The 23,036-nt window shown below is 75.3% G+C and carries 22 protein-coding genes; 14 read left to right on the forward strand and 8 right to left on the reverse strand.

The window, feature by feature from the left end:
* Positions 1-100: 100 nt before the first annotated feature.
* Complete coding sequence (fdxA, locus tag M8316_RS09935) at positions 101-424, reverse strand: ferredoxin (protein ID WP_250054207.1); 324 nt, start codon at positions 422-424, stop codon at positions 101-103.
* A 99-nt stretch (positions 425-523) separates the two neighbouring features.
* Here fdxA and M8316_RS21075 point away from each other — a divergent pair, with 99 nt between their 5' ends.
* Positions 524-1,537 carry a GNAT family N-acetyltransferase gene (locus M8316_RS21075; RefSeq protein ID WP_250054208.1) on the forward strand — a complete coding sequence of 338 codons (1,014 nt, stop codon included), beginning with the start codon at positions 524-526 and terminating at the stop codon, positions 1,535-1,537.
* A gap of 25 nt (positions 1,538-1,562) precedes the next feature.
* Here M8316_RS21075 and M8316_RS09945 read toward each other — a convergent pair whose 3' ends face one another.
* Genes M8316_RS09945 through M8316_RS09960 form a run of 4 tightly spaced genes read right to left on the reverse strand, consistent with a single transcriptional unit; the run spans position 1,563 to position 5,860 of the window.
* Positions 1,563-3,647 (reverse strand): VanW family protein, encoded by a 2,085-nt coding sequence (locus tag M8316_RS09945; protein WP_250054209.1) that lies wholly within the window; start codon positions 3,645-3,647, stop codon positions 1,563-1,565.
* A gap of 11 nt (positions 3,648-3,658) precedes the next feature.
* Complete coding sequence (locus M8316_RS09950) at positions 3,659-4,069, reverse strand: hypothetical protein (RefSeq protein ID WP_250054210.1); 411 nt, start codon at positions 4,067-4,069, stop codon at positions 3,659-3,661.
* A gap of 43 nt (positions 4,070-4,112) precedes the next feature.
* Positions 4,113-5,060 (reverse strand): N-acetyl-1-D-myo-inositol-2-amino-2-deoxy-alpha-D-glucopyranoside deacetylase, encoded by a 948-nt coding sequence (gene mshB, locus M8316_RS09955; RefSeq protein ID WP_250054211.1) that lies wholly within the window; start codon positions 5,058-5,060, stop codon positions 4,113-4,115.
* A gap of 41 nt (positions 5,061-5,101) precedes the next feature.
* On the reverse strand, positions 5,102-5,860 hold the full coding sequence (locus tag M8316_RS09960) for a (deoxy)nucleoside triphosphate pyrophosphohydrolase (RefSeq protein WP_250054212.1): 759 nt from the start codon (positions 5,858-5,860) through the stop codon (positions 5,102-5,104).
* A 72-nt stretch (positions 5,861-5,932) separates the two neighbouring features.
* Between M8316_RS09960 and M8316_RS09965 the strand changes: the two genes are divergently transcribed.
* Both M8316_RS09965 and M8316_RS09970 read left to right on the forward strand, forming a co-directional pair.
* Positions 5,933-6,874: an EamA family transporter gene (locus tag M8316_RS09965; RefSeq protein WP_250054214.1), complete on the forward strand. Its 942-nt coding sequence runs from the start codon at positions 5,933-5,935 to the stop codon at positions 6,872-6,874.
* Positions 6,871-7,695: a hypothetical protein gene (locus M8316_RS09970; RefSeq protein ID WP_250054215.1), complete on the forward strand. Its 825-nt coding sequence runs from the start codon at positions 6,871-6,873 to the stop codon at positions 7,693-7,695. The genes M8316_RS09965 and M8316_RS09970 overlap by 4 nt, the downstream gene beginning before the upstream one ends.
* 60 nt (positions 7,696-7,755) lie before the next feature.
* Here M8316_RS09970 and M8316_RS09975 read toward each other — a convergent pair whose 3' ends face one another.
* A complete protein-coding gene (locus M8316_RS09975) occupies positions 7,756-8,613 on the reverse strand; it encodes a thioesterase family protein (protein WP_250054217.1) in 858 nt (285 codons plus the stop codon).
* A 96-nt stretch (positions 8,614-8,709) separates the two neighbouring features.
* On the opposite strand from M8316_RS09975, the gene M8316_RS09980 reads away from it, so the two are divergent.
* The 11 genes from M8316_RS09980 (at position 8,710) to M8316_RS10030 (ending at position 21,251) form a co-directional block, all read left to right on the forward strand.
* Positions 8,710-9,786 (forward strand): acetamidase/formamidase family protein, encoded by a 1,077-nt coding sequence (locus M8316_RS09980; protein ID WP_250054219.1) that lies wholly within the window; start codon positions 8,710-8,712, stop codon positions 9,784-9,786.
* Positions 9,783-11,336, forward strand: a complete 1,554-nt coding sequence (locus M8316_RS20590) for an AtzH-like domain-containing protein (RefSeq protein ID WP_272495034.1) — start codon at positions 9,783-9,785, stop codon at positions 11,334-11,336. Before M8316_RS09980 ends, M8316_RS20590 begins: the two co-directional genes overlap by 4 nt.
* Positions 11,337-11,499: 163 nt before the next feature.
* The gene (uraD, locus tag M8316_RS09990) at positions 11,500-12,021 is read left to right on the forward strand and encodes a 2-oxo-4-hydroxy-4-carboxy-5-ureidoimidazoline decarboxylase (RefSeq protein WP_250054220.1); all 522 of its coding nucleotides are present in this window, start codon (positions 11,500-11,502) and stop codon (positions 12,019-12,021) included.
* A 5-nt stretch (positions 12,022-12,026) separates the two neighbouring features.
* Positions 12,027-12,347: a hydroxyisourate hydrolase gene (uraH, locus tag M8316_RS09995; protein WP_250054222.1), complete on the forward strand. Its 321-nt coding sequence runs from the start codon at positions 12,027-12,029 to the stop codon at positions 12,345-12,347.
* Between the two features lie 14 nt (positions 12,348-12,361).
* A complete protein-coding gene (gene allB / locus M8316_RS10000) occupies positions 12,362-13,693 on the forward strand; it encodes an allantoinase AllB (RefSeq protein WP_250054223.1) in 1,332 nt (443 codons plus the stop codon).
* Between the two features lie 117 nt (positions 13,694-13,810).
* On the forward strand, positions 13,811-15,046 hold the full coding sequence (locus tag M8316_RS10005; protein WP_250054225.1) for a pyridoxal-phosphate-dependent aminotransferase family protein: 1,236 nt from the start codon (positions 13,811-13,813) through the stop codon (positions 15,044-15,046).
* A complete protein-coding gene (locus M8316_RS10010; protein WP_250054227.1) occupies positions 15,043-16,329 on the forward strand; it encodes an allantoate amidohydrolase in 1,287 nt (428 codons plus the stop codon). Before M8316_RS10005 ends, M8316_RS10010 begins: the two co-directional genes overlap by 4 nt.
* Positions 16,326-17,195, forward strand: coding sequence for a MurR/RpiR family transcriptional regulator (locus M8316_RS10015; protein ID WP_250054228.1), 870 nt, complete (start codon positions 16,326-16,328; stop codon positions 17,193-17,195). The genes M8316_RS10010 and M8316_RS10015 overlap by 4 nt, the downstream gene beginning before the upstream one ends.
* A 17-nt stretch (positions 17,196-17,212) precedes the next feature.
* A complete protein-coding gene (locus M8316_RS10020) occupies positions 17,213-18,007 on the forward strand; it encodes an FAD binding domain-containing protein (RefSeq protein WP_250054229.1) in 795 nt (264 codons plus the stop codon).
* Positions 18,004-20,766: a molybdopterin-dependent oxidoreductase gene (locus tag M8316_RS10025; protein WP_250054230.1), complete on the forward strand. Its 2,763-nt coding sequence runs from the start codon at positions 18,004-18,006 to the stop codon at positions 20,764-20,766. The genes M8316_RS10020 and M8316_RS10025 overlap by 4 nt, the downstream gene beginning before the upstream one ends.
* A complete protein-coding gene (locus tag M8316_RS10030) occupies positions 20,763-21,251 on the forward strand; it encodes a nucleoside deaminase (RefSeq protein WP_250054231.1) in 489 nt (162 codons plus the stop codon). Before M8316_RS10025 ends, M8316_RS10030 begins: the two co-directional genes overlap by 4 nt.
* A 64-nt stretch (positions 21,252-21,315) precedes the next feature.
* On the opposite strand, the gene M8316_RS10035 is transcribed toward M8316_RS10030, so the two are convergent.
* Both M8316_RS10035 and M8316_RS10040 read right to left on the reverse strand, forming a co-directional pair.
* The gene (locus M8316_RS10035; protein WP_250054232.1) at positions 21,316-22,203 is read right to left on the reverse strand and encodes an ABC transporter permease; all 888 of its coding nucleotides are present in this window, start codon (positions 22,201-22,203) and stop codon (positions 21,316-21,318) included.
* On the reverse strand, positions 22,200-23,006 hold the full coding sequence (locus M8316_RS10040; protein ID WP_250054233.1) for an ABC transporter permease: 807 nt from the start codon (positions 23,004-23,006) through the stop codon (positions 22,200-22,202). The genes M8316_RS10035 and M8316_RS10040 overlap by 4 nt, the downstream gene beginning before the upstream one ends.
* Positions 23,007-23,036: the final 30 nt, after the last annotated feature.

Here is a 23,036-nt window from a genome sequence, read left to right on the forward strand (position 1 = left end):
GGGGGCGCGGGCCGCCCCGGGGTTTGGGGGCCCGCGTGGTGGAGCGGGCCGGGCGCCCCCGCCGGGGGGGGCCCGCGGTCGCGGAGGTACTGCTCAGGGCTCAGCCCTGGTTCTGCGGCGGCAGGCCGGCGACGAGCGTCGCGTCCTTGTCGATGGCGCCGGTCTTGGCGGCGCCGCCCGGGGAGCCCAGGTCGTCGAAGAAGGTGACGTTGGCGTCGTAGTAGTCCTTGTGCTCGGCCGGCACGTCGTCCTCGTAGAAGATCGCCTCGACCGGGCACACGGGCTCACACGCACCGCAGTCGACGCACTCGTCAGGGTGGATGTACAGCATCCGCTTGCCCTCGTAGATGCAGTCGACGGGGCACTCGTCCACGCACGCCTTGTCCTTGACGTCGACGCAGGGCTGGGAGATGACGTAGGTCATCAGGGTCCTCCTGAAAGTTCCTGTGGGGTGTCCGTGAGGACGACGGACACCTTCTCACCAGATGTCCACCCGCGGGCTCGCCCACCCTAGTATCCCGGCGTGCCGGATCCTGCGGAAGACCACCCCTCGACACCCGTCGCGTCCTCGAGCACCCCGTTCCTGGGGCCGCACGTGGTGGGTCGACGCGTGGTCGTGCGACGTCGGCTGCGCGGCGAGACCGGCCCCAGCGGCGCCGAGGCGACCACCGACCTGCTCGGCGTCTGCCTGGCGTGGGACGAGGACAGCCTGCTGCTCGCGCCCGACGGCCCGCGGCACGGCGAGGCCGAGCCCGTGCGGATCGCGTTCGCCGACCTCGTCTCCGGCAAGCCGGTGCCGCCACGGGCCTCGGCGCTGGCGCGGGTCAGCGCCCGCGACGCCGAGCAGCACTGCCTCACGATGTTCGGCCACGTGGAGACCGAGGCGATCGGCGAGTGGGTGCTGCGGCACGACCCCGCGCCGGTGGGTCGCCCGCTCAAGCGCGCGACCTCGGTGCTCGCCATGGGCGACCCCGGGGTGGGCACGGACGAGGCCCTGCGCCGGGTCCTCGCCTGGTACTCCGCCCGCGACCGGCCGGCGTTGGCGCAGGTGGAGGCCGGCAGCGAGGTCGAGCAGGCGCTGCTCGACGCCGGCTGGAGCGTCGTCCCGGGCGGGGACGCCGAGATGCGCGCCGGGTCGCTCTCCCAGGTGCGGCGCGGCCGGCGCGGCCGGGGCGGCGACCGCGCGGTCCTCTCCCCCTCGTCCCTGCTGGAGCCCGCGCCCGGGCCCGGGCAGGTCGCCCGCGCCGAGGCGGCCGTGGCGGACGCCGGCGGCCGACTCGGCGAGTGCCACGCGGTGCTCGCGGCCGACTGGCTGGGCATGCACGGCCTGCGCGTGCGCCCCGAGCACCGCCGCCAGGGACTGGCCGGCGACCTGGTCGACGCCCTGCTGGAGTGGGCCGCCGAGCGCGGCGCGCGGTTCGCGTGGCTGCACGTGGAGACCGACAACGCGGCCGCGCAGGCCCTCTACGAGGGCATGGGCCTCGAGGTGCACCACGGCACCCGGTACCTCGTGCCACCGGGCACGCCCGCTCCCTGACCGGCCCCCTGACCGAGCCTCAGCGTCAGTTGTTGCCGCCGCCGCCGCCGTTGCCGCCGCCACCGTTGCCGCCGTTGTCGGAGGGCGGCGCCTCGCAGACCACCGAGTCCTGCGGGGTGTAGACGGTGTGGAAGGTCTCGGTGTCGACCAGCTCGTCCTGTCCCGGCTCCCGGAAGTACCGGTAGACGTCGATCGAGAAGCCCTGGCTGCCGGTGTAGGCGTAGCAGTCGTCCGTGGTCAGCGTGCGGGTGGTCGGCGCCGTGTAGTCGTAGCGCTCGGAGGTGGAGGTGGTGATGTCCCACGTCTTGGTGGAGTACATCGTCACGGTCACCGAGCCGCTGCTGCTGGGCGTCGAGGGCGTCGTCGAGGAGCGGACCCAGACGCCGTGGTCGGTGTTGTTGCGGAACCGCAGGTCGAGCGCGCCCCAGACCACGGTCGCCTCGCGACCGATCGGGTAGCGGCTGATGTAGAACGAGTGCGGCTTGTGCTCCACGTCCTCCAGGCCGGCGAAGAACATGGCGTTGAACAGGGTCGTGGCCATCTGGGAGACGCCGCCGCCGAGGTCCTCCACGAGGATGCCGTTGGAGATGATGAAGCCCTCGGTGAACCCGTTCTCCCGGGTGCGCTCGCCGACGATGTCGTTCATCGAGAACGTCTCGCCGGGCAGCAGCAGCGTGCCGTCGACCAGCTCCGCGGCGCGGCCGATGTTGGTGTTGCGGTAGTCGGCGTGCGGCCACTCGGTGGTGAAGGAGGAGACCTCCTCGACCACGCCGAGCGCGCGGGCCTCCTTGGTGGTCAGCTCCGGCTCGGCGACCTTGGCCCGCACCCGGGCGGTGCGGTCCTCGTCGCTGCTGACCGCGGTCAGGAACGCGCTGGTGACGGCCGCCGGGCGGTAGGTGACGCCGGGCTTGGCCGGCACCACGCGGGGCTCGCCGTCGGAGGTGAGCCGGAAGGTCGCGTCGACCGGGGCGTCCGCGCCGGCGGTGGCGCCGTCGACCAGCGCGAGCAGCGGCTTGCGGCGCACGGACGGCACGAGCGCGCCGTCCTCGACCGTCATCCGCAGGGCGTCGTCGAACTGGCGGGTGGTCAGGCGCACCGGGTTGCCGCCGAAGCGCAGCACGACCGGCCCGGAGGTCGCGGTGGCGCCGAAGCCGGCGATCGCGTCGGCCACGTCGGCGTCGCTCACGGCGGGCTCGACGTCGACCGGGTCCAGGGTGACCTCGTCGCCGCCGGGGTAGACGGCCACGAGCGCGGCCGCCGCGTCCTCGACGTCGAGGCCGGAGCCGTCCTGGGCGGCGACGGCCACGGCGCGTCCACGACGGATCTCCACCCCGCCGTCCACGGGGGCCACGGCGACGTCGGCGGCCAGCCGCTCGACGGTCGCGGCGAGCGCGTCCTCGTCCACGGCGACGACGGCGTCGGTCTCGTCGCCGCCGGTGTACCAGTCCCAGACGCGGCGCGGGTCGAACGAGCGTCCGCCGCCGGCGGCGGCCACGGAGGCCGCGTAGTCGATGGAGAGCCCCAGCTCGCCGGGCGTGAGGGTGGTCGTCGTGCCGTCGACGACCACGTCGATCGGGGCGGACGCGGTCTCCGAGAGCGCCTCCTCGAGCCGGGTCTCGGCGGCCGACGGGATCAGCCCGCCGACCTCCACGCCGGCCACGGTGGCGTCCTGCGGGAGCCGGTCACCGGCCGCGAGGGCCGCCGCGGCGTAGCCGCCGCCGACCAGCACGACCAGGGCGAGCACGGTCAGCAGCGCGACCTTGCCGCCCGGCCCGGAGCGGGCCGGCTTCGGCGCCTTCGCCGGCGTGCCCGCGGCAGCGGCTGCCGCGGCAGGCGGGGCGTCCTCGGTGGCGACCGAGCCGAAGAAGCCCGTGTCGTCCGCGGGCTCCGGCTCGGGCTCCGGCTCGGGCTCCGGGTCCGGCTCGGCGGTGTCGAGCACCTCGGTCTCCGGGTCCGCGTCGGGCTCGGCGTCCGGCTCGGCGTCGGTCGCTGCAGCAGGCTCGGGCTCGACAGCGGGCTGCGACGCGTCGCGCTCGGGGTCCGTGGGCTCCACGTCGGTGGGCTGCACGTCGTCGGGCCGGTCGTCGGGCCGGTCGTCGGGGCTCGTCACGAGCGGGGAGTTTACGTTCCCAGGTGCTTCTCAGCCGCACCGACGGGGCCGTCGTCCGCGCTCTCATCCCCGCTGTCGCTCACGTGGTCGTGCCGGCGCCGCGGGCCCGGCAGCGTGACCACCGCCAGGAGCACCGCCACCAGGGCCAGGGCGATGAGGGCCCACCCCCGCGCGTCGGCGGTGACGAGGAAGCCGCCGTCGGCCGCCTGCTGGGAGCCGTACCAGAGCACGCCGCACAGCACGAGCGCGTAGAGCAGCCGGGTGCGCACGCCCGGGCGCAGGGCGAGCAGGCACAGGACGACGGCGGCCCAGCCGAGGACCGCGCCCACCGTGTCGCGGTGCAGCAGGAGGGTGGGGACGGCGGTGAGCAGCGCGAGCGCCGCGACCGCGACGGTCCCCAGCACCGCCCTCAGCACCGACACCGCGTCCACCGTCCGCTCACCCCGTTCACCCGGGCCCGCTCGCTCAGGCCCAGGAGGAGTCGAGGCCGGCGAAGAGGTCGGTCTCCAGGCCCTCGTCGTTGACGGGGCCCTGCACGCCCTTGGCGAGCCGGTAGAACTCCTCGGCCCACACGCGGTCGCCCAGGTTGTTCGAGAGCGCGAAGAAGGGCCCGTCGACCTGGATCTGGGTCGGGTAGGCGCGCATCGCGTCCAGCTTCGCGCGGGCGCCCTCGGAGCCGCCGTCCACGACCGCGGCCAGGTGCTCGTCGGCGACGACGACCGGCGGGAGGGGCCCGTCCGGGTCGCCGCCGAAGAACTCGACCTCCTCGCCGGCGGCCTTGAGCTGGCGCATGCCCTCGCGCATCCGGGACTCGCTCATCGCGTTCCAGTAGTGCTTCGGGATGTCCCACGCAGCACCGAGCTCGGGCTTGTAGGAGGGCACCGCGGCGAGCGCGGCCCCGTAGGTGGCGACCCGGTGGGCCTGCTTGTGGTCGGGGTGGCCGTAGCCGCCGAACTCGTCGTAGGTGACCAGCACCTGGGGGCGGACCTCGCGGATGATGCGCACCAGCTCGTCGGCGGCGACCACGAGGTCGCTGTGCCAGAACGCGTTCTCGTGCACGTCGTCGGCGGGGATGGCGTAGCCGCCCTCGGGCGCCCACTTCATGCCGGAGTCGCGGAACCGGCCGAAGCCGCCGAGGAAGCGGTGGTCGGTGACCCCGAGCGCGGCCATGGCGTCCGCGATCTCGCCGCGGCGGTGCTCGCCGAGCTTGTCCTCGCGGTCGGCGGCCAGGTGCTCCAGCTCGGGCACGAGGATCTCGCCCATCTCGCCCGCCGTGCAGGTCACCATCGTGACCCGGCGTCCCTCGGCGACGTACTTCGCCATGGTGGCGCCGTTGCCGATCGTCTCGTCGTCGGGGTGGGCGTGGACGAGGAGGAGCCGCTGGTCGGCGACGGGGAGGGGGCTGGAGGTCATGGTCTCGATTCCTGGGAAGCGGTGGAGCGGGGAGCCGCGGCTCAGGCCCGGTCGGGGCGCTTGACGCGCTTCGGGGCCGTGGGCAGGGCGGGCGGTGCCGTCGGGGTCCAACCGGCACGGGGCCCGGCCTGTTCCCCGGCACCCGGCTGGTCCCCCTCGTCCAGCCACCCGTCGACCTCGTCGAGCAGCAGCTCGACCACGAACGTGGGCGCGTCGGTGAGCACCGCCCAGGGGTGGTCCTCGTCGTCGTCCTCGCCCGCCAGCCGCTCCCGGGTCAGGACGGCGTCGAACCCGTCCGCCACCAGGCGCTGCTGCACGGCGATCGCGTCCTCCTCCTCGAACAGGACGAGGCGGCGCTGGTCGGCCGCCACCCGGGCGAGGTGGTGGCGCAGCTGCGGGAGGAAGGGCCTGTCGGAGTCCAGCCAGTCGACCTCGTCCAGCTCCTCGGCGGCCAGCCAGCGCACCTGGTCGTGGCCGCCGGGCTCGTCGGTCGGCTCGGGCTCGCCGCCGACCACGCGGGCCAGGGCGACCCGCAGGTCGAGCGCCGGGCCGTCGTCCGTCGCCTCGCGGATGCGGGAGGTGCCGTCGAGCCAGGCGACGACCTCGACCTCGCAGCCCAGCTCCTCGTCGACCTCGCGCTCGACGGCAGCAGCCGGGGGCTCGCCCGGCTCCACCTTGCCGCCGGGCAGCTCCCAGCGCCCGGCCGCCGCGGGCGGGGTGGTGCGGCGGGCGGCGAGCACCCGGGCGCCGCGGACGATGGCGGCACCGACGACGAGGCGGGGCGGGGGCAGCTCGGGCACGGGCCCACCGTAGGGCCCTCGGCGACGGGGCAGCACCCACGGGGAGGGGCCGGCGTGCGCCAGACTGCCCCGGTGACTCGGAGCACCCCCACCCTGCTGCCGCCCGCGCGGCTGCCCCTCCTGCCGGCCGCCGCGTTCGTCGTGGTGTGGAGCAGCGGCTACATCGCGGCCCCGGTGGGCGTGGACCTCTCCGCCCCCATCGCGCTCCTGGTGCTGCGGTTCGGCGTGGCCACGCTGATGCTCGGCGGGCTCGCCCTGGCCCTGCGCGGCCGGCCGCGGTTCTCCCGGGCCGACCTGCTGCGGGTGGGCGCCACCGGCCTGCTGATCAACGCGGCCGTCTTCGCGCTCATGTACGAGGGGTTCGAGATCGGGCTGCCGGCCACGCTGGCGGCGCTGCTGCACTCCCTCTCCCCCGTGCTCACCGCACTGCTGGCGACCCTGCTGCTGCGCGAGCGATTGCGCCCGGTGCAGGTCATCGGCTTCGCCGCGGGCGTCGTCGGCGTGCTCGTGGTGCTGGGGCCGGACGTCTGGGGCGGCGAGGCCGGCGGCACCGCCGTCTCGCCCACGGCCGTGCTGCTCGGGCTGGGCAGCCTGCTCTGCCTCACCCTCGGCACGCTGGGCCAGCGGTGGACCGGCGAGGTGGACCCCGTCTGGTCGGCCACCGTGCAGTGCGCGGTGAGCGTGCCTCCCCTCCTGGTGCTCATGGTCGCCACCGAGGGGCTGCCGCCCGTGGAGTCCCCCGGGCTGCTGGCCCTCGACGTGCTGTGGCTGGCAGGCATCAACTCCGTCGCCGGGCTGCTGCTGCTCGGTCGCCTCGTCCGCGCGGGCGGGGCGGGCGCGGCCGCCAGCCTGTTCTTCCTCATGCCGCCGGTGACGGCGCTGGCCGCGACGCTGCTGCTCGACGAGCCGCTGGGCCTGCGCGAGGTCGTCGGACTGCTGGTCGGCGCGGCCGGCGTCGCGATCGCCACCGGGGCCGTGCGCCTGCCCGGCCGGGGCGGTGGGCAGGCAGCATGACCCCGCTCGTCGACGCCCTGCGCCGTCTCCCCCTGCCTCGGCGGCTGCGCCGCACCTGGGCGCCCGGCCTGGCGGTGCGCGCCGCCTGGACCTGGGAGGCCGAGGACCGTGCCGACCCGCGCTGGTGGCCCCAGGGCGTCGCCGCGCCGGGGCACGGCCTCCTCCTCGTCGCCTGGTACGCCAAGGACGGTGGCGCGCGGGTGAGCGTCGCCGACACCCGGGCGGGCCGCTACGCGCACGTCCCGCTGGCCGGCGAGGACGGTGGGCCCCTGCACGTGCACGCCGGTGGCCTCGCCACCGACGGGCCGTGGCTGCACGTGGCCGCGACCCGGGCAGGGTTCGTCAGCCTGCACGCCGACGACCTGCCGTCCGCGCCCGCGGAGCCGTGGCAGGTGCGGCGCGCCAGCGGCCCGCTGGAGGTCGCCGACGGGCCGGCGCTGCGCGTCTCGTTCCTGGCGCCGGCCGCCGGCGGGCTGGTGGTCGGCGAGTACGCCCGGGGCGAGGCCCCACGGCGCCTGGCGCACGTGCCGCTGGACGACGGCGTGCCGACCGGCCCGGCCCGCGTGCTGGGCGACGGCCCGGCCGGCATGCAGGGCGCGGTGCTCGCCGTCGGCGCGGCCGAGCTCGGCGCCGGCGTCCTCTCGACCTCGCACGGGCCGTGGGTGCCGGGCACCCTGTGGACCGGCGCCCCCGGGGCGTGGCGCGCCCGCCGCTGGGCGCTGCCGATGGGGCCCGAGGACCTCGCCCGGGACCCCGACGGCCGCCTGTGGTGCGCCACGGAGCACCCGCACCGGCGCTGGCTCGTCCGCGTCGCCGGCTGAAAGCTTCTGCCGACTCACCGCCGAGTCGGCAGCAACGTGCTGCCGACTCGGCGGCCAGGGTCAGCGGGGGACGAGGGCCAGCTGGCGGGCCTGGGCGACGAGGTGGTCGTCCGCGTCCCAGACCTCGCAGTCCTCCTCGAACATCCCGCCCGCGAGGTGGCGGGTGGCCTGGGTGATCCGCAGCCAGCCCGGCGCGGGGCGGCGGCGCACGTGCGCGGTGAGCGAGAGGGTCGGCGCCCAGCCGGGGCGGCCGAGGTCGAAGGTGACCGGCGGCAGCACGTCGAGGGCGGTGAGCAGGGAGAGCGTGTCGGGCTCGCGCCCGTCGCGGAACCGGAACCAGGCGCTGAGCCGTCCCTGGCCCGAGGGCGCACCGACGGCGAAGCCGGCGCAGGCGGGGTCGAAGCGCATCTCGAAGCGCTCCATCATCGGGGCGATCTCCAGCATCTGGGGCGGCGTGTGCTCGGGGCCCGGGCACCGCTCGGGCGCGGGCAGGTCGGGCGGGGTCGCTGTGAGCCGCTCGTCGCCGGCAGCGGCCTCGTGCGCGGCGGCGAGGTCGCCGAAGGTGCCGATCGCGGCGATCCGCGTGGCGCCGCCCTGCACGAGCCGCGCCCGGACCGTGGCCAGGCGCCCGACACGCTCGAGGTCGACCTCGACCTCGGCCGGGCCGTCGGTGCCCGCGGAGAGGTAGTGCGCGCTGATGCTCACCGGGTCGGGGTGGGCGGGCAGGTGGGCGCGGACGGCGGCGCCGACGACGCCCAGCTGGAAGCCGCCGTTGACACCCCCACCGACGCTCCAGCCGCCGGTCAGCGCGGCGGCGTAGCGGCCCGCCGGGGCGTCGGACGCCGTGCCGGGCAGCGGACGGACGGCGGTCTGCCGGTCGAACTCGTGGGTCGACGCGGCGAGGGGCTCGGTGCTCACGTACTGGACAGTAACAACGTGTCCGCACGGTCGGCGAGCACCACGACGGCGCGGACGGGTGCTCGGCCACGACAGGTGTCCGTAGGGTGACCAGCCATGGAGACGCTGCAGACCGGCGTGGGGCCGGTCCGGGGGACCTACCTGCCCTCGACGACCGAGAACGTCCTCTGGGGCCGACTGCCCTGCGAGACCGACGAGCCCGTGCTGCGCGTCGAGCCCGGCACCGAGGTCACCCTCGACACGATCAGCCACGAGGGCATCCTCGAGGACCAGGGCCGCGACCCGCGGGCGTTCTTCACCACCCACGGGCCGGACGGCGTCGAGGTGCTCGACGACGCCGTCGCGCTGGCCGCGTCCGACTACCCGCGCACCTTCGGCGTCGACGGCCCGCACGTGGTCTCCCGCCCCGTCGCGGTGACCGGCGCCCGCCCCGGGGACCTGCTGGCGGTGACCGTGGTGGAGACCCTCCCCCGCGTGCCCTACGGCGTGATCTCCAACCGGCACGGCCGCGGCGCCCTGCCCGGCGAGTACCCGCTCGAGGGGGACGTCTTCAGCGCGTTCTCCCACCTCACCGAGGACGGCACCCACGCGACGCTGCCCCTGGTGCCCGGCGGGGAGCCCGTCGTCCGCTACCCGCTCGCGCCCTTCCCGGGGGTCCTCGGCGTCGCCGTCACCGGCGACCAGCGTCCGCACTCGGTGCCGCCCGGTCCGCACGGCGGCAACATCGACATCAAGCTGCTCACGGCCGGCGCCACGCTCTACCTGCCGGTGCAGGTCGCGGACGCGATGTTCTACGCCGGCGACCCGCACTTCGCGCAGGGTGACGGCGAGGTCAGCCTCACCGCACTGGAGGCCTCGCTGCGCCTCACCGTCCACCTGGACGTCGTGCCCGCCGCCGAGGCCGTCGAGCGCTTCGGCGAGGTGGTGGCACCGATCGCGGAGACCACCGACCTGCTCATCCCGACGGGCATGGACGAGGACCTCGACCTCGCCGTCCAGGCCTGCGTCCGCCAGGCCATCGCGGTGCTGGGCGCCCGGTACGGCATGGACCCCCGCCTGGCGTACGCCTACCTCTCGGCCGCCACCGACTTCGAGATCTCGCAGGTCGTCGACGTCGTGAAGGGCTGCCACGCCTCGATCCGCAAGGCCGACTTCGCCGGAGTGACCCGATGAGCACCGCATCATCCGCCGGCGGGCCCGGCACGGGCGTCGGCACCGGCACCCCGCTGCCGGTGCCCCCGGGCCTGGTCGAGGCCTTCTGGGCCTACGAGAAGGCCCTGATGAGCAACGACGTCGACGCGCTGGACCGGCTCTTCGCGCCGGGCGAGGCCACGCTGCGCGGGGACGCCGACGGCCTGCTCGTCGGCCACGACCAGATCGCCGCGTTCCGCTCCGGCCGTGGCGGAGCGCCGCAGCGCCGGATCGTGCAGACCCACGTGCAGGTCACCGACGACCACCACGCGCTCGTCGTCGCGGTCACCGAGCTCGCGCGGGGCGGGCGCGGCCAGCAGACCCAGCTCTGGGCCCTGACCCCCGGTGGCTGGAAGGTCACCGCCGCCCACGTCTCGGTGCCGGCGCCGGCCCTCGACACCCGCGTGTGGCGGGTCGTCGGCGACCCGCTCGTGCCCGGCTCGGCCACCGGCGGGCCGCTCACCGGCGAGACCGTGGCCGTGAAGGACCTCTTCGCCGTCGCCGGGCACGTGGTCGGCGCCGGCAACCCCGCCTGGGAGGCGGCGGCCCCGGTCGAGCGCCGCGACGCCGAGGCCGTCGAGCGGCTGGTGGAGGCCGGTGCCGCGGTCAGGGGCATCACCCGCACCGACGAGTTCGCCTACAGCCTCGCCGGCACCAACCACCACTACGGCACCCCGCCGAACCCCCGTGTGCCGCGCCGGGTGCCGGGGGGCTCCACCTCCGGCTCCGCCACGGCGGTCTCGCTGGGCCAGGCCACCATCGGGCTGGGCACCGACACGGGCGGCTCGATCCGGGTGCCGTCGGCCTACCAGGGCCTCGCGGGCATCCGGACGACGCACGGTGCCGTGTCCGTGCGCGGTCTGCTGCCGCTCGCCCCGACGTTCGACACCGTCGGCTGGCTGACCCGCGACGTCCACCGGCTGCGCGCGGTGGGCGACGTGCTGCTCCCGCCCGACACCGGCTCCGGCTCCAGCGAGCTGGTCGTCGTCCCGGGCCTCCTCGGCCTCGCGGACCCGGACGTGCGGGCGGCGATCGAGGCCTGGCTGGGCGACCTCGGGCTCGTGGTGCGCGAGGGCTGGCCGCTGGGCGAGCTGGGCACCTGGCTCCGGGCGTTCCAGACCTGGCAGGCCTACGAGGCGTGGAGCGTGCGCGGCGGCTGGCTCGCCGACCGGATGGACACGCTCGGCCCCGACGTCCGCGGTCGCTTCGAGGCGGCCTCGCGGATCAGCAAGGCCGACGCGGACCTCGCGTGGGACACCGTGCAGACGGCCCGCACCCGCATCCGCGACCTCGTGGGCGACCGGGTGCTCGTCCTGCCGTCCGCGTCCTCCACGGCACCGCGCCCCGGCGCGGGGCTCCAGGCCACGCGGGACGCCACCATGCGGCTCACCTGCGTGGCCGGGCTCGGCGGCCTGCCCGCCGTCTCGCTCCCGCTGCGCACCCGCTCCGGCACGCCCTGCGGCGTCTGCCTGGTCGCCGCCCCCGGCCGCGACCGCGCCCTGCTCGACCTCGCAGCGTCGCTCGCCGGCTGACCGCTCGGTGGTCGAGCACCGGGGCATCGACGTCCGCGACGGGCGTAACGGGACTGAAACAGTTGTTTCGTGAGCCGTAACGGGAGGGTCGTAGGGTCGCCCTCCCGGGCGGCTCGCACCGCCGGGCCGACCTGGACGACCCCTGAGCAGAACGTGGTGCCCGTTGCTCCTGCACGACCTGAACTCCGCCACTGACGACGAGGCCCGCGCAGTGCTCGCCCCCTGCGTCCGGATCGACTCCTGGGCCGAGACGCTCGCCGCCGGCCGCCCCTGGCCGGACGCCTCGGCCCTGCTCACCGCCGCCCGTGCGCAGGCCGCGAGCTGGACCGACGCCGAGGTCGAGGCCGCCCTGGCCGACCACCCGCGCATCGGCGAGCGGCCGACGGGCCCGGGGGCCAGCGCGGACATGAGCCGCAGCGAGCAGTCCGGCGTGAGCCAGGACGACGACACCGCCGCTCGGCTGGCCGACGGCAACCGCCGCTACGAGGAGCGGTTCGACCGGATCTACCTGGTGCGCGCCGCGGGCCGCTCGGCCGAGGAGATGCTCACCCTGCTCGAGGAGCGGCTGGGCAACGACGACGCCACCGAGGCCGCCGTGGTCAAGCAGCAGCTCGGCGAGATCGCGGTGCTGCGCCTGGCGGCGCTGGTGACCGACGACCCCACCACCGCCACCGTGGAAGGCTGAGCCGCGTGCCCACGCTCTCCACCCACGTCCTCGACGCCGCCCTGGGCCGCCCGGCCGCGGGCGTCTCCGTCACGCTCACCGGGCCCGACGGCGCGGCGATCGCCGCCGCGACCACCGACGACGACGGCCGGTTCCGCTTCCCCGACCCGGTGGAGCCCGGCGCCCACGGCCTGCGCTTCGCCACGGGCCCCTGGTTCGCCGCGCAGGGGCGCGAGACCTTCTTCCCGCACGTCGACCTCGCCTTCGAGGTCACCGAGAGCCAGCCGCACGTCCACGTGGCGCTGCTGCTGAGCCCGTTCGCCTACACGACCTACCGCGGCAGCTGAGCAGGAGAGCCCCCATGACCCCCGACGCCGTCCGCGCCCGCCGCGTCCTCACTCCCGAGGGCGTGCGCCCGGCCACGCTGCTGATCGAGGACGGCACCATCACCGGCGTCGCCCCGGTCGACCTCCCGCTGCCCGGCGAGGCGGAGGTGCTGCACGTCGCCGACTCCGCCGTCGTCCTGCCCGGCGTGGTGGACACCCACGTGCACGTCAACGAGCCCGGCCGCACCGAGTGGGAGGGCTTCGCCACCGCCACCCGCGCGGCCGCGCTGGGCGGCGTCACCACGCTGGTCGACATGCCGCTGAACTCGATCCCACCCACCACGAGCGTGGCGAACCTCGAGGCCAAGCAGGCCGTGGCCGCCGGCCAGCTGGCCATGGACGTGGGCTTCTGGGGCGGCGCCGTGCCCGGCAACGTCGCGGACCTCGCGCCCCTGTGGGAGGCCGGCGTCTTCGGCTTCAAGTGCTTCCTCGCGCCCTCCGGCGTGGACGAGTTCCCGCCGCTGTCCCCGGCCGAGTTCACCAAGGCGCTCACCGAGATCGCCTCGTTCGACGGGCTGATGATCGTGCACGCCGAGGACGCCCGCGTGCTCGACGCGGCCCCGGCGCCGCCGAGCCGCGCCTACAGCGACTTCCTGCTCTCCCGCCCCGACGAGGCCGAGGTCGCGGCGATCGCGCAGGTCGTCGAGGGGGCCCGCGAGACCGGCGGCCGGGTGCACGTGCTGCACCTGTCCAGCGCCCGCGCGCTCGACCTGCTCGCCGACGCGAAGGCCGAGGGCCTGCGGGTCACCGTGGAGACCTGCCCGCACTACCTGACGTTCGCCGCCGAGGGCATCCCGGACGCGTCCCCGCAGTTCAAGTGCTGCCCGCCGATCCGCGACGACGGCAACCGCGACGCGCTGTGGCAGGCCCTGGACGCCGGCATCATCGACTGCGTCGTCTCCGACCACTCGCCGGCCACCGCCGAGGTCAAGCTCGCCGGGGACGGCGACCTCCAGCTGGCCTGGGGCGGCATCTCCGGCCTCCAGGTCGGGCTTGCCGCCATGGCCGCCGAGGCCACGCGCCGCGGCATCGGCCTGGAGAAGGTGAGCGCCTGGATGTCGCGCCACACCGCCGACCAGGTCGGGCTGGCGCACAAGGGGCGGATCGCCGTGGGCGCGGACGCCGACCTGGCCGTGCTGGACCAGGCCGTGCCGCTCACGGTCAGCGCGGCCGGCCTGGCGCACAAGAACCCGATCTCGGCCTACGACGGGCTCACGCTCCCCAGCCAGGTCACCACCACGATCCTGCGCGGACGGGTGCTCGACCGCACCGACCCCGGCACGCACGGCGGCATGCTGCGCCGCTGACCGGCCTCGCGGTTGCAGGGACCTCCCGCTCGTTTCACAGCCCACCCCGGACCTGCTGAAACGCAGACGCACACGCCCGTGACGTGGACGAAACAATCGTTTCATACAGTCGTCGCCATGAGCCCGGCACCACCGATCGACCCGCCTGCCCGACTGCTGATGGGCCCCGGCCCGATCACGGCCGACCCGAGGGTGCTGCGCGCCATGTCCGCGCAGCTGGTGGGCCAGTACGACCCGTGGATGACGGCCACCATGACCGAGACCATGGGGCTCTACCGCGAGGTCTTCCGCACGACCAACGAGCAGACGTTCCTGGTCGACGGCACCTCGCGCGCCGGCATCGAGGCCGCTCTGGTGAGCCTCCTCGAGCCGGGCCAGGTCGTGCTGGTGCCGGTCTTCGGCCGCTTCGGGCACCTGCTGGTCGAGATCGCCACCCGCTGCGGCGCCCAGGTGCACACCGTCGAGGTGCCGTGGGGCGAGGTCGTGCCGGCCGAGATGGTCGAGGAGGCGATCCTCCGGGTACGCCCGAGCCTGGTCGCCTGCGTCCAGGGCGACACCTCGACCACGATGTGCCAGCCGCTCGCCGAGATCGGCGAGGTCTGCCGCCGCCACGACGTGATGCTCTACGTCGACGCCACCGCCAGCCTCGGCGGCAACCCGTTCGAGACCGACGCGTGGGGCGTGGACGTCGTCACCGCCGGCCTCCAGAAGTGCCTGGGCGGCCCCTCGGGCAGCGCCCCCATCACCATCTCCCCCGCGGCCGCGGCCCGGATCGACGCCCGCAAGGTCGTCGAGGCCGGCATCCGCGAGGCTGCGGACGACGACGCCGAGGCCGGCAACGAGCACGCCGTCATCCGCTCCAACTACCTCGACCTCGCGCAGGTCATGGACTACTGGGGCCCGCGCCGCCTCAACCACCACACCGAGGCGACCACGATGCTCTACGGCGCCCGCGAGTGCGCCCGGCTGCTGGTCGAGGAGGGCCTCGACGCGGCGGTCGAGCGGCACCGGCTGCACGGGGCCGCGATGCTCGCCGGCGTCCGCGGCCTCGGCCTCACCGTCTTCGGCGACGTCGCCCACAAGATGCACAACGTCGTGGCCGTCGAGATCCCCGACGGCATCGACGGCGACGCCGCACGCTCTGCGCTGCTCACCGAGTTCGGCATCGAGATCGGCACCTCCTTCGGGCCGCTGCACGGCCGGGTCTGGCGCATCGGCACCATGGGCTACAACGCCCGCACCGACGCCGTGCTGACCACGCTGGCCTGCCTCGAGCAGGTGCTGCGGGCCGGTGGCGCGGAGGTGGTCGCCGGCGGAGGCGTCGCCGCCGCGCGGGAGGTGTACGCCGCATGAGCACCACCCCCCAGGACCCCCGGACCGCCACCAGCGCCACCACCGCCGCCGGCGTCCTCGCCCGCTGCGACGAGCTGGACCGCTACTCCTCCCTGACCACCGCCCTCGAGCGGGTCTACCTCTCCCCTGAGCACGCCGGCGTGAACGAGCTGGTCGCCGGGTGGATGCAGGTCGCCGGCCTGCGCACGTGGGTCGACGCGGCCGGCAACCTCAACGGCCGCCGCGAGGGCCCCGAGCCCGGCATGCCGGCCCTGGTGCTCGGCTCCCACCTCGACACCGTCACCGACGCCGGCTCCTACGACGGGATGCTCGGCGTGGTCATGGCCGTGGCCGTGGCCGAGCGCCTGTCCGGCACCGCGCTGCCGTTCGCCCTCGAGGTCGTCGGCTTCTCGGACGAGGAGGGCACCCGCTTCGGCAAGGCCCTGCTCGGCAGCCAGGCGTGGTCGGGCGAGTGGGACCCGGACTGGTGGGACCTGCGCGACAAGCGCGGCACCACGCTGCACCAGGCGTTCCTCGACTTCGGCCTCGACCCGCGGGCCGTCGGCGAGGCCGCGCGCCGCCCGGAGGACCTGGTCGGCTACCTCGAGGCCCACATCGAGCAGGGCCCGCACCTGGAGGCGGCCGACGCGAGCCTGGGCTACGTCACCACCATCGCCGGCGCCCGCCGCTTCCTGCTGACCGTGCACGGCGAGGCCCGGCACGCGGGCGGCACCCCCTACGAGCGCCGCAAGGACGCGCTGGTCGGCGCGTCCGAGGTGGTCACCGCGATCGAGCGCCGGGCCCGCCAGTCCTCGTGCATCGCCACGGTGGGCCGCCTCGACGTGCACCCCGGCGGGGTCAACGTGATCCCCGGCCGCGTCGACCTGACGCTGGACCTGCGGGCCGCCACCGACCCCGAGCGTGACCAGATGTGGGACGCGATGCTGGCGGAGGCCGAGACCCTGTGCGAGCTGCGCGGGCTGCGGCTGGAGGTCACCGAGACCCACCACGCCCCCGCGGCGCCCTGCGCGGGCTGGCTCACCGACGCCGTCGTCGAGGGCATCGGCGTCACCGGCGACACCGACCCCATGGGCCTGTGGAGCCGCGCCGGCCACGACGCCATGGCGGTCGCGCAGGTCACCGAGATCGCGATGCTCTTCCTGCGCTGCTTCGACGGGATCAGCCACCACCCGGGCGAGAACGTCCGCGAGGTCGACGTCGCGCTCGGCCTGGACGCGTTCGAGGCCGCGGTGCTGGCGGTCGCCACGCGGTACGGGGCCCGCCGGGCCGAGGTCGCCCGATGACGACACTGCCGGCTGCCGGGACCCCGGCCGAGACCGAGCCGACGGGCCGCATCGACCAGCGGATCACCGCCTGCCTCCCCCGGCTCTCGCCGCAGGAGCGCAAGGCGGCCTCCACGCTGCTCACGCACCTCGACGACCTGGCGACCTACCGGGCCGCCGAGCTCGCCGAGATGGCCGGCGTCTCCAAGGCCACGATGAGCCGGCTCTTCCGCAGCCTCGGGTTCGCCGACTTCGACGAGGTCCGCGACCACCTGCGCGCGCTGCGCGCCTCGGCCGGCGAGCCGCGCCGCAGCGAGGCGGGCGCCGACCTGACCGACCACCTCGAGCGCGAGGCCGACGCCCTGCGCCGGGCCGTGGAGAGCCCGGCCCTGCTCGACGCCGCCCGGCTCGTGGCGGCGGCCCGTCGCGTGACCGTGGTGGGCTGGCGCAACGGCCACCCCGTCGCGCTGCACCTGCGCCAGCAGCTGGCCCACGCCCGCGGCGACGTGCGGCTCGCCCCGCTGCCGGGCCAGGTGCTCGGCGAGGAGCTCGCCGACCTGGCCGAGGGCGACGTGCTGGTCGTCATCGGCTTCCGCCGCCGCCCAGCGGGCTTCGGCTCGTTCCTCCGCGAGGGCGCGGCGACCGGCGCCGACGTCGTCCTCGTGGCCGACCCGACGGCCGTCGAGCACGCCGGCCCCGGCGTCACCTGGCTGGAGTGCCCCCTCTCCTCCGCGCTCGCCTTCGACTCCTACGCCTCCGCGATGAGCCTGGTCTCCGTGCTGGCCGACGCCGTGCTGACCGAGCTCGGCCCGGACGCCCAGGAGCGGGTCTCGGCGATCAGCCGCACCTACGACCGGCTCGGGGAGACCGAGCAGGGGGTGCTCTAGGTGGAGCGGATCATCTGATGGACCTGGGCACCGTCACCGGGTTCCGCCGCGCCACCGACCGCACCGACCTGGCCCTGGGGCCCGGCGAGCGGGTGGTCGCCGGCGGCACCTGGCTCTACTCCGAGCCGCAGCCCGGCACCACCGGGCTCGTCGACCTCACCACGCTGGGCTGGCCCGACCTCGAGCCGCTGCCCGACGGCGGCATGCGGGTCGCCGCCACCTGCCCGATCGCGCGCGTGCGCGCACTGCCCGGGTCGCTGTGGCCCGAGGCCACCGACGGGCTGCTGATGTCGTTCAAGATCCAGGCGGTCGCCACCGTCGGCGGCAACGTCTGCATGGCGCTGCCCGCGGGCGCGATGATCGGGCTGTTCACCGCGCTGGGCGCCACCGCCGTGATCTGGACCCCCGCCGGCGGCGAGCGCACCTGCCCGGTCGAGGACCTCGTCGTCGGGCCCGTGCAGACCTCCCTGGACGACGGGGAGGTGCTGCGCGCCTTCGACGTGCCCGGCTCCTCCCTGGTCGGGCCCGTGGGTCCCGACGGTCGCCGTACGCCCGTGGCCGCCGTCCGGCACGCCGCCCTGGCCGCCCGCGGACGCTCCGGCGTCCTCGTCGTCGGCGTGCGCACCGAGACGGGCACCCGGGTCAGCGTCACCGGCGCGACCGCCCGCCCCGTGGTGCTGCGCGACGGCGACGACCCGTCCGCCATCGACTGCTGGCACGACGACGCCCACGGCGCGCCCGACTGGCGCGAGGCCGTCGCGACCCGCTTCGTCGGCCAGGTCCGCGACGCGCTCACCGGAGGTGCCGCATGAGGTTCGAGCTGAACGGCGCACCCGTCGAGGTCGACGCCCGGCCCGGCCAGTGCCTGCGCACCCTGCTGCGCGAGACCGGCGCGACGGACGTGAAGAAGGGCTGCGACGCCGGCGACTGCGGCGCCTGCACCGTGCTCGTCGACGGCGAGGCCCGGCACTCCTGCCTCGTCCCGGCGCCGCGCGCCGAGGGCACCTCGGTCACGACGCTGGCCGGGCTCACCGGCCCCGACGGCGAGCTGCACCCGGCCCAGCGGGCGTTCGCGGACGCCCAGGGCTTCCAGTGCGGCTTCTGCACCGCCGGCTTCGTCGTCACCACGGCCGCCGCCACCGCGGACGGGCCGGTGCCCGAGGCCGACGTCGAGCGCACCTTCAAGGGCAACCTGTGCCGCTGCACCGGGTACCGGTCGATCCGCGACGCGATCGGCGGCGTCCGCAACGCGGGCTGTGCCGACGAGGTCGGCACCGGCGTGGGCGCCAGCGTCCCGCCGCCGGCCGCCCGCAGGGTCGTCACCGGCACCGAGCAGTACACGATGGACGTCCCGGCCGCCGAGCAGGCGGCCACCCTGCACCTCGCGGTGCTCACCAGCCCGCACCCGCACGCCCGGATCACGCGCATCGACACCGCGGCGGCCGCGGCGCTGCCCGGCGTCCACCTGGTGCTCACCCACCACGACTCCCCCGCCGTGCTGTTCTCCACCGGCCGCCACGAGTCGCGCCTCGACGACCCCGACGACACTCGCGTGCTCGACGACGTCGTGCGGTTCGTCGGCCAGCGCGTGGCCGCGGTCGTCGCCGACGACGTGGCGACGGCCGAGGCCGCCTGCCGGCTCGTCGAGGTGGAGTACGAGGTGCTGCCGCACGTGCTCGACCCCGAGGAGGCCCGCGCACCGGGCGCCCCGCTGGTGCACGGCGAGAAGACCACCGAGGCCAGCCGGATCAGCGAGCCCGGCCGCAACGTCGTCGCCCAGACCCACGGCGAGGTCGGCGACGTCGAGGCCGGGCTGGCCGCCGCCGTCCACCGCGTCCGCGGCGAGTGGCGCACCTCCCGCGTCGACCACACGGCCCTGGAGACCCACGGCGCCCGCGCCTGGCTCGACGCGCCTCTGGACGACGGCGGCCGGCTGCAGCTGCGGACCTCCACCCAGGTCCCCTTCCTGGTGCGCGACGAGCTGGCCCACGTGCTGGGCCTTGAGCAGGGCCAGGTGCGCGTGCGCGCCGCCCGCGTCGGCGGCGGCTTCGGCGGCAAGCAGGAGATGCTCGTCGAGGACCTCGTCGGCCTGGCCGTCCTGCGCCTGGCCGAGCAGGGCACCTACGCGCCCGTGCAGTGGGAGCTCACCCGCGAGCACCAGTTCGGGGCCACCCCGGTGCGCCACCCGATGCGGGTGCGCGTCGACCTGGGGGCGGACGCCGACGGCGTGCTCACCGCGCTGCAGGTCGACGTGCTGGCCGACACCGGCGCCTACGGCAACCACGGCCCGGGCGTGCTGTTCCACGGCACCCACGAGTCGATCGCGCTGTACCGCTGCGCCAACAAGCGCGTCGACGCCGAGTCGGTCTACACCCACCAGGTGCCCTCGGGCGCGTTCCGCGGCTACGGCCTCGGCCAGGTGGTCTTCGGCATCGAGTCGGCGCTCGACGAGCTCGCGCGCGTCAGTGGCGTCGACCCGTTCGAGCTGCGCCGTCGCAACGCGGTGCGCCCCGGCGACGACTTCGTCGTCAACGGCGCCCCCGACACCGACCTCGTGCACGGCACCGACGGCTTCGGCCAGTGCCTCGACCTGGTCCGCGACGCGCTCGCGGCGCCCGGCCCCGGCGGGCCCGGCACCACCGACGCCGAGCTCGACGCCCTGCTGCTGCCCACCGCCGGCGCCACCGCCTCGGAGTGGCGGGTCGGCGAGGGCATGGCCGCGGCCATGATCGCCACCATCCCCCCGCGCGGGCACCACGCGGACGCCTCGGTGGTGCTGCTCGCGGACGGCACCGTCGAGCTGCACGTCGGCTCGGCCGAGTTCGGCAACGGCTCGGCCACCGTGCACGTGCAGCTCGTCGTCTCAGCGCTGGCCGACGTGCTGCCGGTCTCGGCCGCCCAGGTGCGGCTGGTCTCCGCCGACACCGACGCGGTCGCCCACGACACCGGCGCCTACGGCTCGACCGGCTCGGTCGTCGCCGGCGGCGCGGTGCTGAACGCGGCCCGGGCCCTGGCCTCCCGGATCACCGCCGGCGAGGTCGCCACCCCCGAGGCACCGCTGGTCGCCCGGGGCGAGCACCACGGGAGCCCCAGGTCGGTCGCCTTCAACGTGCACGCCGTGCGCGCCGCCGTCCACGTGCCCACCGGTGCGGTGCGGGTGCTGCGGTCCGTGCACGCCGCCGACGCCGGCACCGTGCTCAACCCCGAGCAGCTGCGCGGGCAGGTCGAGGGCGGCGTCGCCCAGGGCTTCGGCTCGGCGCTGCTGGAGGAGGTCCGCGTCGAGGACGGCGTGGCCACCACCCGCACCTTCCGCAACTACCGGACCCCGCAGATGGCCGACGTGCCGCCGACCCAGGTGCTGTTCGCCGACACCTACGACGCCATCGGGCCGCTCGGCGCGAAGTCCATGTCCGAGGCGCCCTACAACCCCGTCGCCCCGGCGGTGGCCAACGCCGTGCGCGACGCCCTCGGCGTGCGCCCGCACTCCCTGCCCATGACCCGCGACCGCGTCTGGCGGCTCGCCGCCACCGGCTCGCTCGAGCCCACCGTCCCTGCCCAGGAGGCACCGTGACCGAGACCGCCCCGCACCCCGCCGACGAGCCGTTCATCCGGCGCGCGCTCGACCTCGCCAAGGCCAACGTCGCGGCCGGCGGCGGCCCCTTCGGTGCGCTGATCGTCCGTGGCGGCGAGGTGATCGCGACCGGGCAGAACCGCGTCACCCGCGACCTCGACCCCACCGCGCACGCCGAGGTCACCGCGATCCGTGCCGCCTGCCAGGTGGTCGGCGACTTCTCGCTGACCGGCTGCACGCTCTACACCTCGTGCGAGCCCTGCCCGCTGTGCCTGGCCGCCTCGCTGTGGGCCCGGCTCGACAGGGTCGTCTACGCCGCCGACCGCGACGACGCCGCGCGTGGCGGCTTCGACGACCGGGCCTTCTACGACCTGTTCGCCCAGGACCGCGACACCTGGCCGACCCCCGTCGACCTCGTCGGCGTCCCCGAGTCCTTCGACCCGTTCGCAGCCTGGCTCTCCAAGGACGACCGCACCCACTACTGAGTCGTGGGAACGCACGAGGCCCCGGCCACCCTTCTCGGGTGACCGGGGCCTGCGTGCGTCTGCGTCAGAGCTCGGCCTGGCTCATCGCCATCCGGTTGAGCACGACGGTCTCCACGACCTGCACGAGGTTGTAGAGCAGCAGCGTGACGACGGTGATGATCGCGACCGAGGCCCAGAGGTTGTCGAACTGGGCGGCGGCGTTGAACTTCACGATCTGCCCGCCCACGCCCTGGCCGGTGGAGAGCCACTCGGCCAGCAGCGCGCCGGTGACGGCGCCGGGCACGGAGACCCGGGCGGCGGCGAACAGCGACGGCAGCGCGCCGGGGATGGCGACCTTCGTGAGGGCCTGGACGGGGCCACCGCCGTAGACCCGGATCAGGTCGAGGCTCTCCTTGCTCGCCCGCGAGAGGCCGAACAGCACGTTGGCCAGCGCGGGGAACAGCACCACGATCGTCCCGATCACCGCGACCGAGGCGGTGGTGCCGCGGCCGGTGATGAGGATGATGACCGGCGCGATCGAGACCAGCGGGATCGAGCGCAGCAGCAGCGCGAGCGGCATGACGCCGGCCTCGACCGCCTTGGAGAGGTTGAAGAGCATCGCCAGGACGACGGCGGTCACCATGCCCACGACGAACCCGATGGCGGAGTCCTTGAGCGAGGTGCCGACGAGCCCGAACAGCAGCTCGCGGTTCTCCGCGGCGGTGGTCGACCTGTCCGGGTCGGTGACGAACAGGTAGTTCCAGACGTCCACCGGCCCCTTGGCCACGTACTCCGAGATCGAGGAGAACGAGATGATCGCCTGCCAGGCCAGCACCACGATCACCAGGGTGATCACGGTGTTCATCACCGAGCGTCCGACCGAGGCGGCGAGCGCCTTGGAGCGGGCCTTGGCCAGCGCGGCGCCGGCGTTGGGGTCGACGGTGGCCGAGGTGGTGGGAGCGGTGGTGCTCATGCGGTCCTCCGTCCCGACACCCACGGGGTGATCAGTCGAGCGATGAGGCCGAAGATCGCGTAGCCGAGCAGCGCGACGACGGCGCAGAGCAGGAACACGACCCACACGCGGGTCGCGTCCAGGTTGCCCTGGAGCCGGATCAGCAGGATGCCGACCGAGCTGTCCGTGGCCCCCATGTACTCACCGAGCACGGCGCCCAGGAAAGCGGTGGGCACCGCGATCTGCAGGGCGTTGAGGATCGCGGGGAGCGCGGCGATGAGCCGCACCTTGCGCAGCTGGGTGAGGCGTCCGCCGCCGTAGACCCGGATGACGTCGAGGCTGGCCTTGTCGGCTGCCTTGAAGCCGAGCAGCGCCCCGACCACCGTGGTGAAGAAGACGGCCAGGGAGGCCAGGAAGATCGCGGTGTCGGAGGTGTCGCCGGCGTAGTCGGCGCCCCCCATGACCACGATCGCGATGCCGCCCACCGCGACGAGCGGGAGGCAGTAGCTGACGACGGCGATCTGCACGACGATCGGCTCCAGCCTCGGCGCCAGCAGCACGGTCGAGGCGAGCAGCAGGGCCAGCAGGTTGCCCCACAGGAAGCCCCAGCCGGCCTCGGCGATCGTCACCTTGAAGGGGCCCCAGTACGGGCGCAGGCCGTCGTCGAGGAGCTGCTGGGCGACGGCCAGCGGGGTCGGGACCGGCGTGTAGTCGGTGCCCTCCGCCGGCGTGAACGCCGTGATCGAGAACAGGTACCACAGCGTCAGGATCACCACGATGCCGATGACCGCGGAGAGCCAGCGCGGGGTTCCGTTGCCGTTCATGCCGTGCCGTCCCTTGGCTTGTCGTCCATG

Origin of the sequence: Nocardioides bruguierae (genome assembly GCF_023554635.1) — a bacterium.
Lineage (GTDB): Bacteria > Actinomycetota > Actinomycetes > Propionibacteriales > Nocardioidaceae > Nocardioides > Nocardioides bruguierae.